The organism is Nocardioides cavernaquae (genome assembly GCF_003600895.1).
Taxonomy (GTDB): Bacteria; Actinomycetota; Actinomycetes; order Propionibacteriales; family Nocardioidaceae; genus Nocardioides; species Nocardioides cavernaquae.
This window is the reverse complement of the sequence record NZ_QYRP01000002.1, coordinates 538,501-552,082: the sequence shown is the minus strand read 5'-3', so window position 1 is coordinate 552,082 and position 13,582 is coordinate 538,501. Positions and strand designations below refer to the sequence as shown.

Sequence of the window (13,582 nt, the reverse complement as noted above, 5' to 3'; positions counted from 1 at the left end):
GCTCACGGTCGGAGTGATCGACTATCCGCCGTTCAGCAGCTACAACGACGGCAAGCCGGACGGGATCGACATCTCCATCGTCAAGAAGATCGCCGCCGACGACTGCCTTGAGGTCTCCTGGCAGCCGGCGACCTACGCAGACGCAATCACGTCGATCGCGCAGGGCAACCTCGACATCGCAACCGGCAGCATCGCGGTGACCGAAGACCGGATGAAGGCGGTGGACTTCAGTTCGTCGCTGTACGTCGAGGCCATGGGCATCACCACCAAGGCGGGTGCGAAGACCATCGAAGAGGTCAGGGACATGGACGGGAAGGTCGGCACGGTCGACGGCTACATGACCAACGCCGACCTCGAGAAGATCTTCGGTGACCGACTCATCTCGTACCCGAGTCCGGTTGAACTCAAGGCCGACTTTGATGCCGGACGCCTGATCGCGGACTTCGAGACCTACGCCGTCGCAGCGCTTCAGTTCAAGGGCAATTCCGATGTCACCGTCGTGCCTGCCACCGGCGACGTCGGCGAGGACTTCGGATCGCTCAACAACCCCGCCGAAGACGGATTCCCTCTGACCAAGGGAAACGCCAGCCTCAAGACCGCCATCAGCGACGGGATCAAGGCGCAGCAGGCGGACGGGAGCCTCGGCAAGCTGCTGGAGGCCGTCGGCCTCTCGGCAGATCTGGCGAAGGTCAGCTCCGAGCAGTACGTCGTCCCCGCCAGCTAGGCGGCCTCGGGTGGGGTCGGCGGGTTCCCCTCCGCTCGTCGACCCCACTGTCTTGTCGGGCCAAGGCGGTTCGGGCCAGGCTCCGCGTGCCTGGTCGCCCCAATTCCCGCGGGAACACGTAACATGGCACAAACTGCATGGGCCTTGGGGTGTGAGCTTGGCACCAGTCAGCGAACTCGCCGGACGGTTCCTTGATGTCTCGGACCTTGTCGATGCCGCAGGAAGATCGCGGCACCGACTGTGCTCAACAAGCACGGCCTATGCACTCGCACGCGCAAGGAGTCATTGCAGTGAAACCCGATGAGACCCTTCCGATCGCGCATCTCGGACGTCATCCGAACCTCCGCGAGAGCGTTACGGAGTCCCTCACTGCTGCCATCATCTCTGGCGCCTTGAAGGAAGGGACGCTCTACTCGGCCCCGATGCTGGGCGCTGCTTTCGGGGTTTCCGCGACGCCGGTGCGAGAGGCAATGATGGATCTGGCCCGGCAGGGCCTCGTGGAGACGGTCAAGAACAAGGGTTTCCGGATCACGCAGATCACGGATCAAGAGCTCGATGAGATAACCGAGATCCGCCTCCTCATCGAACCGCCGATCGTGGGGCGGGTGGCGGGGAAAATCCCTGCCGAGGGATATCCGCGGCTGCGACTCATGGCCGACGACATCGTCTCCGCCGCGAAGGAAGGCGACCTCACGGAGTTCCTGGCCGTTGACCGGCAGTTCCATGCCGCGATTCTGGAGTACTTCGGGAATGCGCGGCTCGTGGAACTTGCGACCAGCTTGCGAGCACGAACCCGCCTTTACGGAATTCAATCGCTGAGTGAGTCACACAAGCTCGACGAGTCGGCGCGGGAGCACCACCTCATCGTCGACCTCCTCGAGGCCGGAGACGCGAAGGCTGCCGAACAAATGATGTATCGGCACATCAGCCACGCTCGAGGCCTCTGGGCAACCGGGCAGGAAACGACGCGCCGGGACTGAGCCCCTGCGTTGGGCTGCTGACGCGGACGGACCCCCTATTTCTTTCGGTCGCCCCCGGGCTGCGGATCGTTCCTCGGGCCCCGTTGACGACGGCGCTCAGTGGTGGGCGGCCGTACGCCGTGCGCACGACTGAAGCTGTCTCGTCCTCGCCGGCCGACCAGGGGACCTGAGGACCGTGCGGCACTACCTGTCAGGTTTTCTTACCTGAATGCTTTAAACATGCGCGATAGACGGGCATGACTGGTCGGGTTCAGAATTCTGGTGGGTGGTTCGCCAACTTCGGCGACCTCCGAGTCCGCGGGCTTCACGAAATCAGCGTTCCCCTAGGTCCCCTCAGGAGTCCGTTCACCATGCATGAGCTCGCCGACACGGTTTTCAGGAGTGTCAACCTGGTCGATGGGACCGGCTCGCCCGCCCGGTCTGCGGATGTATCTGTCGTGGGCGACAAGATCGACCGCATTTCCGCGGCCGGATCGCTCTCGGCGCGCAACGTCATTGACGGCACGGGTCTCGTGCTGGCCCCAGGGTTCATTGACATTCATTCGCACGCCGACATGCCGTTGTTGGTCGATGGACGCGCTCACAGCGCCGTCACCCAGGGGATCACGACAATCGTTCCCGGCAATTGCGGGTTCGGCGTCGCCCCGTTCATTGGCGGCAACAACCTGACGCAGAAGGAGATGCCCCTGGGCGGCGGCCTCGAGCTCGACGAAATCGGGGACGTCACGACCTTCCCGAAGTACCTCTCGAAACTGCGCGATCGTGGCGTAGGGGTCAACGTCGTCCCCCTGCTGGCTCACGGCGTCCTACGCTCCTCCGTCGCCGGCTTTGAGACGCGCCACATCACACGGTCCGAACTTTCCGTCATGGTCGGCATGGCGGAGGAAGCTCTGGACGCTGGCGCTGCAGGACTATCCTCCGGGCTCGAGTACGCGCCGGGGATCGCGGCGACCACGGAGGAGCTCGCTGCCGTAACTGCCCCGGTCGGAGCGCGGGGGCTCCTCTACGCCACCCACTGCCGGAGCCGGGGCGAGTTCATTGTCGAGGCCGCGGCCGAGAGCGTGAGCATCGCGGAACGGACAGGCGCGCGACTCCAGATGTCGCACTTTCTGCGCCGCACCACCGAGTCCGACCAGAGCCTCGCGAGAAGGGCGCTCGACGTGCTTCGTGCAGCTGATCAGCGAGGAGTGCGCACGAGGTACGACGTCTTCCCATTTGAATATGGGCCCTCTCCGATCACAGCGTTTGTTCCGCAAGCATTCAAGGCTGAGGCAGGTTCTGAGTTCGGGGCCTGGCTCCAAGACCCCGCATTCGCCTCCCGAATTGCGGCCAGCGTCGAGCCGCGTTTTGTCGCGATGTTCGAACAAGGCGGCGCAGCGCACATGTACATCAGCGACGACGGCACCGACGGGCGATACGTGGGCCAGACGCTCGCCGGGATCGCTGAGGGCATGGGCAAGCCGGTTGCAGAGGCGGCCATCGCCCTTCTCTCAGCCGCCGGCGAACGCTTCGCCCGCGTCATGCTGAACGAACGGTGGGCCGACTGGACGGATTTGCGAGATGCCATCGCAGATCCCGATTTCATCATCATGGGGGATGGGTCAATCGGAAGCCTGGACGGACCTCTCGCGCACCGAGGTTTCGCCTTGTCGGACTGGGGATACGCGACAACGACCCTCGGGCGATTTGTGCGCGATCTGAAGCTGCTCTCTCTTGAGGACGCGGTGCGGCGAATGACTTCCGCGCCGGCCGACCAGCTCGGCCTCACCAACCGGGGCGTCATCAAGGAAGGGCTGGCAGCCGATCTCGTGCTGTTCGATCCCTCGACAGTCGGAAGCGATGTACGACCCGACAGCCTCGCCCACGTGTCTTCGGGCATCCGAGAGGTCCTCGTGAACGGAATTGCTGTCGTCCGGGGGAGTGAAGTCACGCAGGCGACGCCCGGTCGAGTGGGGCTGTTCGACGTCTGCGCCTAACGCAGCGATTGCGGCCCGCGCCGCGGAACTGATCCGAATGTCGCGGATGCGCCACCCAGGCCACAACTCTCACCATCAATGGAATCAACGTAGGAGAAACTGTGAAGACAAGTCGTCATTTCAGCACCGTCGAAGTTCACACCGGTGGTGAGCCGTTCAGGATCATTACTGGTGGCGGCCCGCGAATCCCGGGAAACACGATCCTGGAGCGCGCGGCATGGCTCCAAACCCACGCGGACGACATCCGGACTGCGCTGATGCTGGAGCCTCGAGGGCATAGCGACATGTACGGCGGAATCCTCACTGACCCGGTGACCGAGGGGGCCGATCTGGGGATCATCTTCATGCAGAACCTCGACTACAGCCCTCACTGCGGCCACGGGATCATCGCGCTTGCGACGGCTGCGGTCGAGCTCGGGTGGGTTGAGCGGACCTCGCCGGAGACTCGTGTCGGAATCGACGCTCCCTGCGGATTCATCGAGGCCTTTGTGCAATGGGATGGCACCAACGTCGCAGGGGTCCGGTTCGTGAATGTGCCCTCCTTCATCTGGAAGCAGGACGTAACCGTTGAGACCCCAAGCTTCGGGCCGGTCACCGGCGACATCGCCTACGGCGGCGCCTTCTACTTCTACACCGATGGTTCGCCTTTCGATCTGACGATCCGAGAGGAGGACGCCAGCAGGCTCAAGGACTTCGGGATGGAGATCAAGAACGCGGTGAACGAAAAGTACGACGTCGTTCACCCGGATGAGCCTGCGATCCGCGGCCTGTACGGCACCATCATCGACGGTCCGCCGAGGCAGGCTGATTCGACCCAAGCCAACGCCTGCATCTACGCAGATCGGGAACTCGATCGCTCGCCGACTGGTTCGGGCACCGCAGGTCGGACCGCCCAGTTGTATCTCCAGGGCAAGCTGCCTAGCGACGGCGTCCTGGTCAATGAGTCGATCATCGGCTCCGTCTTCGAAGGACGAGTCCTGTCCGAGGCGCGTGTTGGTGAGTTCGAGGCCGTGGTGCCGGAGATCCGCGGAAACGCATTCATCATCGGGTTCGCCAACTGGATCGTCGACGACCGCGACCCACTCACGCGTGGCTTCTCGATCACTCACTGACCCACGCACTCCTGGCTCGGAGAACGTTGGTCAGATCCGCTGAGCGGATCTGCGTACATGGATTCTCGCTTGGCCTTTGTCCGTCAAGGCAGGGGCCAAGCGCGCATTTCGAAGCTTGTACGCCGCGAGCGAGGCGAGCGACTCGAATGTCGGGCCTTCCTCCTGGCCTTGCTGGGTTGCGTGCGGCATGTGACAGTGCAATGCTACATAGCACTGGAGCGAGGTCCGCGGAGTATTGCCTTCCGTCGGGCCTGGACGCGACTTGCAAAGGAGCGAAGGAACAGACATGAAGACTGTGAATCTCACGGCCGAAGAAGTGCGAGCCGGCGTAACCATGGCGGAAGCCATCGGCGCCGTACGCGAGGCGTTTCTCGGCCTCGAGGACGGTCAGTTTGAGCAACCCGTTCGTACCGCGCTCCGCGACGGCCAGTTCCTGGTGATGACCGCTCACCACCGCGAATCGGCGACAGCGATAGTCAAGACGCTGAGCCTGAACCCGGACCGCGTGCCGGCCATCGCCGGGACGGCAACCTGGGCAGGTCTGGGTGACCCCGCCAGCCTCGTTGCGGATGCCGCGGCGGTCACTGCGCTACGCACGGGCGCCGTGTCCGGCGTGGCCACCGATCTCCTCGCGCACCCTGCGGCGGACAGCATGGCCATCATCGGAGCGGGCGGTCAGGCCGCGGATCAGGTTCGCGCTGTCAATGTTGTTCGACCGCTCCGGCGACTCTGGATCAGCAATCGAGACCAGGCACGTGCCGAGGCTCTGGCCGACACTCTCCAGGGCGAGATGGCCGAGGTGGATATCTGCATCGCGCCCTCGGTGGGGGAGGCGGTTAGGGACGCGGAGATCGTGTCATGTTCGACATCGGCCACGGCACCGATCCTTGACGCGTCGATGTTGAAGCCACGTGTGCACGTGAATGCGATCGGCGCTTTCCGCCCCACCATGCGGGAACTCCCCGACGACCTGCTGGGGCACTCGACCGTTGTCGTTGATGACATCGAGGCCATCCTCGAGGAGTCAGGCGAAATCATCCATGCCCTCGCATCCGGCGCTCTGGAGCTTGGCGATCTGACCACGCTCGGACGAGCACTCAACGAGGCCCTCGAACTGCGAGACCGAACCGTCTTCAAGTCCGTCGGGGTCGCGGCGCAGGACTGGGCGATCGTCCGCCTCCTGGCCACGAAGTACTTGTGAGTTCCGGTGGCGTGCGTCTCGGTCTCACGTGCGCGATGCCGGATCAGCTGACAGCGACAGGGCGACGGGCCCCGTCCTAGACGGAAGGATGACTGATGTACGGAAAGCTCCTCCTGGGCGCAACCTCGAGACCTGCGGTGCAGTCGATGATGACCGACAGCGCGTTGAACGAGAAGGTCGTAGCGAGGTTCGTCGCGGGTGAGACGGCGCCGAGCGCGGTTGCCGCAGTACGCCGTCTCACGAGCCAGGGGCTCAAGGTAACTCTCGACTATCTCGGGGAGGACATCACCGACCTGAGGCAGGCCGACGAGACCGTTGAGGCCTACCGGTTCCTTGTCGAGGCCCTGGCAGAGACGCGGCTCGCCGACGGGGCGGAGATCTCAGTCAAGCTGTCAGCCGTGGGCCAGTCGCTCGGCCCCGACGGCCCCCGTGCCTCGACTGACCGAGCCCACAAGCTCGTCGAGCATGCGGCCAGCCTGGGTGTCGATGTCACGTTCGACATGGAAGATCACACGACGGTCGACCACACGTTGTCGACGGTGACCGAGTTGCGCAACGAATTTCCGCGAGTCGGCTGCGTTCTCCAGAGCATGCTCCTCCGTACTGAAGGCGACGCACGCGATTTGGCCTATGCGGGGTCGCGCGTGCGCATCGTCAAAGGCGCGTACGCAGAGCCGGCCTCGGTGGCGCACAAGAAGAGGGCTGCGGTCGACGCGGCGTACGTCCGCTGCGTGCGTTCACTCGTCGACGGAGGGGCCTACCCGATGATCGCCTCCCACGACACGCGCCTGCTCGACATCGCTGCATTCCTCTTCGAGGCGAGCGGTCGCGCCCAAGACGCCGGTGAATTCCAGATGCTCTACGGAATTCGACAGGACGAGCAACTGAAGCGGGCCCAGGACGGCCACACGATGCGTGTCTACGTGCCGTTCGGGACCGACTGGTACGGCTACTTCACTCGCCGGCTTGCAGAGCGGCCAGCAAACCTCGCGTTCTTTGTGCGCGCTCTGATTTCCCGATAGCCCCCTACTTGAAAGGCAATGCCGTGCAGTCGATCACCCAGGTTCCCCTTCCGGTCAACGAACCCGTGCACTCCTATGCGCCGGGGACCGGTCCTCGAGCACGTCTCGTGGATGAGCTCACGCGACAGGCAGCCGCTCCGGTCGAGCTGACTCAGACCATCGGTGGCGTTCAGGCCATGGCCGGGGGTGAGTCCTTCAACGTCGTACAGCCCCACAACCACCAGAAGGTTCTCGGTACTGCTGGAACGGCGACACGCGACGAGGCGGCTGCGGCCGTGCGGGCTGCGGCCGATGCCGCGCCGGCCTGGGCTGCGATGTCGTTTGACGAGCGCGCCGCAGTGTTCCTGCGGGCCGCCGACCTCCTGTCGGGTCCGTGGCGTGAGCGGCTTGCCGCCGCGACGATGCTCGGGCAGTCGAAGACCGCGGTGCAGGCGGAGATCGATACGCCCTGCGAACTGGCTGACTTCTGGCGATTCAACGTCGGATATGGGCGCCAGTTGCTGGAGGAGCAGCCGATCAGCTCCGCGGGTGTCTGGAACCGTATGGATCACCGGCCGCTCGAGGGATTCGTCTATGCGATCTCCCCGTTCAACTTCACTGCCATCGCAGGCAACCTGCCGACCGCCCCAGCACTTATGGGCAACACTGTCATCTGGAAGCCCTCGCCGACCCAGACCCTGTCGGCCTGGTGGACGATGCGTCTGCTCGAGGCGGCAGGACTTCCGCCCGGCGTGATCAACATGCTTACAGGTGATGGCCGCGAGGCCTCCGAGGTCCTTCTTTCTCACCCGAGCCTCGCTGGCATCCACTTCACAGGTTCGACCGACACGTTCCAGCACCTGTGGCGAACCGTCGGCCAGAACATTGATCGGTACGCCTCGTATCCGCGCCTCGTGGGCGAGACCGGCGGCAAGGACTTCGTGGTCGCCCATTCGTCGGCCGACCGTGCAGCGCTGAAGACCGCTCTGATCCGCGGAGCGTTCGAGTACCAGGGTCAGAAGTGCTCCGCCGCATCACGCGCCTTCATCCCTGAGTCCGTCTGGGCGGAGATCAAGGATGACTTCTGCGCCACCGTCGACCAGCTGGAGTTCGGCGACGTAACGGACCTCGGGAATTTCGGCGGAGCGCTCATCGACGCCCGAGCCTTCGCCAAGCTCCAGTCGGCCATCGACCGAGCGCACGCCACGGAAGGCCTCAACGTCGTGGCAGGAGGCACTTATGACGATTCGAAGGGCTGGTTCGTCCGGCCCACCGTCGTGGAGTGTTCCGACCTCGCGGATGCAGTGTTCAGTGAGGAATATTTCGGCCCCTTCCTTGCGATTCACGTCTTCCCCGACGCCGACTGGACCGAGGTGCTCAAGGCCGTCGACGAGGGCTCGCCGTACGCATTGACGGGTGCGGTGTTCGCCAACGACCGCGCGGCCGTGGACGAAGCGGGGCGCATTCTGCGATTCGCGGCCGGCAACTTCTATGTGAATGACCGGCCGACGGGTGCTGTCGTCGGTCAGCAGCCCTTCGGAGGCGGACGCGCGTCGGGGACAAACGACAAGGCCGGATCGGTCTTGAACCTGCTGCGATGGACCAGTCCGCGCTCGATCAAGGAGACCTTCGTTCCGCCGACTGACCACACCTATCCCCATATGGCGTGAGGCTCGCTAGTGAGGACGATCAAGCGGGGCTGCACGCCTGAGGCGCACGTAAGGTTTCGACATGGCCTTCGCCCCTGAAACGGCTGGTGCGCTCGAAGCCGCCGTCACGCTGGCCAACAGCGCCCTGGAGCCAGACAGCCTCAATACCGTGCAGGCCCTCCGGGAATTCTTCGAGGGCAACCGGTACACGGGCCGACCGCCAAGTGTCCGAGCGGACCTTGATGACGTCCGGGCCATCAGGCTGCGCTTGCGGGAGCTGCTGGCGGCTGAGCGCGATGAGGCCGTCGGACTCGTCAATGGCATCCTCGAAGAGTGCCGAGTCCTGCCGAGGGTGGTGCGTCACGATTCGCTCGACTGGCATCTCCACGCCGTGGACGACGATGCGCCGTTGAGCATCCGGATTCTGGTCGAGACCGCAATGGCGATGATCGACGTCATCCGGGCTGACGAGATGGATCGTCTCGGCGTCTGCAACGCGGCTGGTTGCCAAGGTGTGATCCTGGACCTCTCGCGAAATCGCTCGCGGCGCTACTGCTCAACCACCTGCGGCAATCGCGGCGCAGTGGCGGCCTATCGGGCGCGCCGCAGAGCCTGAACCGGCATCGTGGAGGTCATTGACCGTTCTTCGTCTCGGTTGTGCCTTGCTCAAGATGGGTAGCAATGGCGACAGCTGCCTGTTCGCAGGCCTCACCGACCGCGTCAGTAGTTGCCCTGACTGCCGGGTGGTCGGTCGTGCCCGCACGCACGCTGCAGACGATGTCGCGGTAGCCGCCGGCTCGAAGTTGGTGCAGGCCGACCACCGGCACAGCACCGACCCAGAGCAGATCGGGCAGGAAGGCAACCGCATGACCGCCGCGAACGAGGGTCTCGTGCACGACCATGTCGGGCGATTCGTAGCGAGTCTTCGGTGTGAACCCAGCAGCGGCACACATCCGGTCCGCCCACTCCCGCGCGGGGCTGCCGGGCGGCTCCATGACCCAGTCTGCGTCCGACAGCTCCGCAATCTGCCGCCGATCTGACCACGGCAGACCCGGCGGAGGGACAGCGAGACGCATCGCGTCCCGGTGCATCACCGTTTGCGTCACCAGGCTCGATCGGGCGAGCGGTTGCCCGGCAAAGACCTCATCGACAACGAGGTCGAACTCTCGGACCTGGAGCCGAGACAGCGCCTCGCCTGGGTCGGCGTGTGCCAACTCAAGCGAAAGTCGGGGGCAACTAGCACGAACCCTGGTCAGTACCGGCGGCATCAGCGCCATCATCACGGTCTGAAAAGTCGCGATCCGAAATGTCCCAGTCACCTCGCCCAGGGTCCGTGCGAGGTCAGCATCGGCCTGATCAAGTCGCTCAAGAACGGCCTCAACGTGCTCAACCAGGATCTCGGCCTGAGGGGTGAGCCGCACTCGCCTGCCATCGGGCTCGAGGAGGGGAGTGCCCACTTCGGATTCGAGAATCTTGAGCTGCTGTGACACCGCGGAATGGCTGTAGGACATGGCGGCGGCCACCGCGCTGATCGTGCCCCGGTGCTTCAACTCGCGTAACAGTCGCAGTCGGTGAAGATCAAAGGAGATGGCCACCGCAACAGCGTACCTGTCATTTTTTGTGACGTGATGACCACTGATCTAGTTGCTCGGCCGGGAGGATTCGCGCTGCTCAACCCGACGAGTTGTGGCGGCGGGACTGCCTACTAGACAGTCCCGCCGTCGGGCTCACGAGAAGTCAAGGACAACCTTGCCGGTCGTTCCTCGTGCTCCGGCCCGCTCGTGCGACGTCGCCGCCTTATCCATGGAGATGAACTCGCTGACGCGGCACGAGACCTCGCCGGCCATTACAGCCGCAGCGAGGTTGGTCAGTCGGGCGCCATCCGGACGGTGCAGGACTGCGTCGACCCGGATCCCTCGCTCGGTCGGCGGCGCCATCGGTGCTGCGGGCGCGATGAACACCCCGTCGTCGTGGATGCCCGCGAGCATGGCGGCGCCAATACCTGCGAAGTCCAGCACCGCGTCAACTCCAAGCGGAGCGGTGGCAGTGACCTGACGCAACACCTCGGCCGAGTCGTCGCGCACGATGGCCTCCACTCCAAAGTGGTCGAGGTACTGCTCGTCGCCCGGATTGACCACCCCGATCACCCGAAGGCCTCGAAGCGCTGCGATCTGGGCTGCGAACCCACCGACGGCGCCAGATACTCCTGTCACCAGGAGGGTCTGGCCCTGCTCGACCGCCGCCAGGCCAAGAGCTTGGTCGGCGGTCAGCGCGTTGAGCGGGAACGAGCCGGCAAGCGCCCAGTCGGCTGATTCGGGGAGTGGCGCCAACCATGATGGGTCGACGGCGACGATCTGCGCATTGCTGCCCTCGCCGCCGCGTGCAAACCATGGAAGCGTCGCCACGACCGGCTGACCCTGGACGAATCCGGGCGCATCGTCGATAAGCGTTCCGGCCAGGTCGAATCCGAGCTGGAAAGGGAACCGCAGGTCAGGCGTTCGGCTGGCCATCAGCCCCTGCCGGATCCGCAAGTCTGCCGGGTTGACCGCAGCGGCACGGACGCGAATTCGAACGAGGCCATCGACTGGACCGAGGTCGTCGACTTCGTCCAGTCGGAGTACGTCCGGGCCGCCGTACGCCGTGAAGTTGATCTGGTACATGGTGTTGCCTCTCTTGCGTGGATGATGGAATCGGGACCACAATGCGTGCCTTAGGAACTTTTCGTAAGTAGGTACTTTTTTGTGCCCACCCCGGCGCGCGACGATGAGGTATGCGGTGTACATCTCGAAGGAACGGCTAGCTGCGCAGAGCAGGACTGACTTCGACGCGTTCATGGCAACCTGTCCGACCCGCCAAGTTGTGTCCACGCTCGGTGACAAGTGGGCCGGCCTCGTGGTCAATGCGCTGGCAGGCGGGCCGAAACGCCATGGCGAACTCATGCGCCGCATCAACGGTGCGAGTCAGAAGATGCTTACTCACACGCTGCGGACCCTTGAGCGGGACGGGCTCGTCTCGCGGTCGGTTACCCCGACCGTCCCGATGCGAGTTGACTACGAACTGACGGCACTCGGGCGCGACGTTCTTCCGGTCCTGGCTGCGCTCAAGGCCTGGTCGGAGGCGCACATCATGGAAGTGCTCGAGGCGCGCGACTCCTACGACGCTGCGAGGGCCATGGGGGAGACGCCGAACTGATGGGGCCATCAAGGCCGACGCTCGCCGACGACGCGGATCGCTCCGCATCGCCGGCGATGTGCGTTGCCGGGGTACTCAGGCCGGGGTGGCGGCTGCGGGCCGAAGGAGGTCCTCGAGGCCGATTCGACGGTAGAACTCGCTGCGGACGCGGTCACCCACGGCGTTGACGAGCTCGGCGCCGTCGTCGACGGGATCGATGTGGATCCGGAAGGGCCGCTGGCCCTTCGGGGTGTCAACGACGAGTGCGATCTCCTCGGCCACCTGGTGCGGGTCGGCATCAGCCGGTGCGATCTCGGCGAGGCTCGCGCCGACCTGATCTATCAGGCCGGCGTACTCGGTCTCGTAGGCAGCGGCGACGTCGACGTCAGCAGGATGGCCAGCGTTGGCGAAGTGATTCGTGCCGGTCGTGAAGGACCCGGGAACGACGATGACGCTGTCAATTCCGAACCTGGCGAGCTCCGCGGCATAGCTGACCGCAAGTGAGTCCATGCCTGCCTTGGCGGCGAAGTACGGAGCCAGGTAGGGCGGGGTTCCGCCCCTCGTGCTCGTCGAGCCCACCCACACCAGCAGTCCGTCGCGCCTACCGCGAAGATGCGGCAGAATTGCGCGGTTCACGCGCTGCGTGGACAACACGTTGATGTCGTAGGCGGCTGCCAGTTGCTCAGGGGTGAAGGCCTCGGTGGGACCCAGCACCATGTGGCCAGCGTTGTGGACGACCACGTCGATGCCGTTCTGTTCGTCCAGGACAAGGCGCACTGCAGCATCGACAGATGACTGGTCGGAGACGTCGAGCTCGATCGGCCGAAGGTCGACTCCATTCTCGGAGGCGTAGGCCCTGGCACGGTGCGCCGCAGGCGCGTTGCGGTCGTCGATCTGACGCATGCCGGCGTAGACGACGTGGCCAGCGTCGGCGAGGGTCCGGACGGTCATGGCGCCGAATCCGCTCGACGCTCCAGTGACGATGATGGTCTTCGTCATGCCACGCCTCCGTTGACGTAGAGGACCTGGCCGTTGATCCATCGGGCGGGTCCGGCCAGGTGGGCAACGGTCTCGGCAATGTCCTCGGGCTGGCCGAGGCGCTGAAGGGGGCTCATGTTGCGCAGGCCCTCGATGGCCGCTGCCGGCTTGCCGTCGAGGAACAGTGCGGTCGCGGTCGGGCCGGGTGCCACGGCGTTGACGGTGATGTCGCGGCCGCGCAGCTCCTTGGCAAGGATCAGGGTCATGGCGTCGACGGCACCCTTGGTGGCGGCGTACGCCGTGTAGGTGGGCAGGGCCAGCTTGGTTACTGTGCTGGAGAAGTTGACGATTGCACCGCCGGAGCGGATCCGCCGGGCGGCCTGCTTCGAGACGACGAAGGTTCCCCGCACGTTGGTGCGGTAAAGCCGGTCGAAGTCGTCCAGGTCGAGTTCGGCGAGCGGTGCCAACAGCATGATCCCGGCGGTGTTGATGACGACATCGATGCCGCCGTAGGCCTCTTCCAGTGCGTCGAACATGTCCGCGGCGGCGGCCTCGTCCGCGACGTCGCCGGTCACGAGTGACGCCTGCCCGCCTGCTGCCTCGACCTCACGTGCGGTCTCGAGTGCGCGCTCCTTGTTGCCGGCGTAGTGGACACCGACGGACATGCCTGCTGCGCCGAGCCTTACGGCGACGGCGCGACCGATACCTCCGGACGCTCCGGTCACGAGTGCCACGCGGGTGTGGTCGGCGGCGGGGCGGTTGCTCTGCGTCGTACTGGTCATGCGAGGGC

At 64.9% G+C, this 13,582-nt stretch carries 13 protein-coding genes; 9 read left to right on the top strand and 4 right to left on the bottom strand.

The window, feature by feature from the left end; genetic code table 11:
• Positions 1-13: 13 nt before the first annotated feature.
• The 8 genes from D4739_RS02825 (at position 14) to D4739_RS02790 (ending at position 9,259) form a co-directional block, all read left to right on the top strand.
• Positions 14-724: a substrate-binding periplasmic protein gene (locus tag D4739_RS02825; protein ID WP_220699219.1), complete on the top strand. Its 711-nt coding sequence runs from the start codon at positions 14-16 to the stop codon at positions 722-724.
• A 290-nt stretch (positions 725-1,014) separates the two neighbouring features.
• Entirely contained in the window at positions 1,015-1,704 is a 690-nt protein-coding gene (locus D4739_RS02820; protein ID WP_238473492.1) for a GntR family transcriptional regulator, read from the top strand.
• Positions 1,705-2,054: 350 nt separating this feature from the next.
• Complete coding sequence (locus D4739_RS02815) at positions 2,055-3,680, top strand: N-acyl-D-amino-acid deacylase family protein (protein WP_182920282.1); 1,626 nt, start codon at positions 2,055-2,057, stop codon at positions 3,678-3,680.
• Between the two features lie 101 nt (positions 3,681-3,781).
• Positions 3,782-4,792 carry a trans-3-hydroxy-L-proline dehydratase gene (gene lhpH / locus D4739_RS02810; protein WP_120059154.1) on the top strand — a complete coding sequence of 337 codons (1,011 nt, stop codon included), beginning with the start codon at positions 3,782-3,784 and terminating at the stop codon, positions 4,790-4,792.
• Between the two features lie 286 nt (positions 4,793-5,078).
• Entirely contained in the window at positions 5,079-5,993 is a 915-nt protein-coding gene (locus tag D4739_RS02805) for an ornithine cyclodeaminase family protein (protein ID WP_120059153.1), read from the top strand.
• A gap of 95 nt (positions 5,994-6,088) precedes the next feature.
• Positions 6,089-7,015 carry a proline dehydrogenase family protein gene (locus tag D4739_RS02800; protein WP_120059152.1) on the top strand — a complete coding sequence of 309 codons (927 nt, stop codon included), beginning with the start codon at positions 6,089-6,091 and terminating at the stop codon, positions 7,013-7,015.
• A gap of 23 nt (positions 7,016-7,038) precedes the next feature.
• Positions 7,039-8,664, top strand: a complete 1,626-nt coding sequence (pruA, locus tag D4739_RS02795) for an L-glutamate gamma-semialdehyde dehydrogenase (protein ID WP_120059151.1) — start codon at positions 7,039-7,041, stop codon at positions 8,662-8,664.
• Between the two features lie 61 nt (positions 8,665-8,725).
• Positions 8,726-9,259, top strand: a complete 534-nt coding sequence (locus tag D4739_RS02790) for a CGNR zinc finger domain-containing protein (protein ID WP_120059150.1) — start codon at positions 8,726-8,728, stop codon at positions 9,257-9,259.
• A 16-nt stretch (positions 9,260-9,275) separates the two neighbouring features.
• On the opposite strand, the gene D4739_RS02785 is transcribed toward D4739_RS02790, so the two are convergent.
• Both D4739_RS02785 and D4739_RS02780 read right to left on the bottom strand, forming a co-directional pair.
• Positions 9,276-10,238 carry a LysR family transcriptional regulator gene (locus tag D4739_RS02785; protein ID WP_220699218.1) on the bottom strand — a complete coding sequence of 321 codons (963 nt, stop codon included), beginning with the start codon at positions 10,236-10,238 and terminating at the stop codon, positions 9,276-9,278.
• Between the two features lie 132 nt (positions 10,239-10,370).
• A complete protein-coding gene (locus tag D4739_RS02780) occupies positions 10,371-11,303 on the bottom strand; it encodes an NADP-dependent oxidoreductase (RefSeq protein WP_182920281.1) in 933 nt (310 codons plus the stop codon).
• 115 nt (positions 11,304-11,418) lie between these two features.
• On the opposite strand from D4739_RS02780, the gene D4739_RS02775 reads away from it, so the two are divergent.
• Positions 11,419-11,835 (top strand): winged helix-turn-helix transcriptional regulator, encoded by a 417-nt coding sequence (locus D4739_RS02775; protein ID WP_238473491.1) that lies wholly within the window; start codon positions 11,419-11,421, stop codon positions 11,833-11,835.
• Positions 11,836-11,910: 75 nt separating this feature from the next.
• Here the strand turns inward: D4739_RS02775 and D4739_RS02770 are convergent, their stop codons facing one another.
• The gene (locus tag D4739_RS02770) at positions 11,911-12,813 is read right to left on the bottom strand and encodes an SDR family oxidoreductase (RefSeq protein ID WP_120059148.1); all 903 of its coding nucleotides are present in this window, start codon (positions 12,811-12,813) and stop codon (positions 11,911-11,913) included.
• The gene (locus D4739_RS02765; protein WP_120059147.1) at positions 12,810-13,574 is read right to left on the bottom strand and encodes an SDR family oxidoreductase; all 765 of its coding nucleotides are present in this window, start codon (positions 13,572-13,574) and stop codon (positions 12,810-12,812) included. The genes D4739_RS02770 and D4739_RS02765 overlap by 4 nt, the downstream gene beginning before the upstream one ends.
• Positions 13,575-13,582 lie beyond the last annotated feature (8 nt).

Coding starts and splice junctions, on each gene's coding strand:
- D4739_RS02770 (WP_120059148.1), bottom strand. CDS start 12,813: ATGACGAAGACCATCATCGTCACTGGAGCGTCGAGCGGATTCGGCGCC.
- D4739_RS02815 (WP_182920282.1), top strand. CDS start 2,055: ATGCATGAGCTCGCCGACACGGTTTTCAGGAGTGTCAACCTGGTCGAT.
- D4739_RS02805 (WP_120059153.1), top strand. CDS start 5,079: ATGAAGACTGTGAATCTCACGGCCGAAGAAGTGCGAGCCGGCGTAACC.
- D4739_RS02780 (WP_182920281.1), bottom strand. CDS start 11,303: ATGTACCAGATCAACTTCACGGCGTACGGCGGCCCGGACGTACTCCGA.
- D4739_RS02790 (WP_120059150.1), top strand. CDS start 8,726: ATGGCCTTCGCCCCTGAAACGGCTGGTGCGCTCGAAGCCGCCGTCACG.
- D4739_RS02800 (WP_120059152.1), top strand. CDS start 6,089: ATGTACGGAAAGCTCCTCCTGGGCGCAACCTCGAGACCTGCGGTGCAG.
- D4739_RS02765 (WP_120059147.1), bottom strand. CDS start 13,574: ATGACCAGTACGACGCAGAGCAACCGCCCCGCCGCCGACCACACCCGC.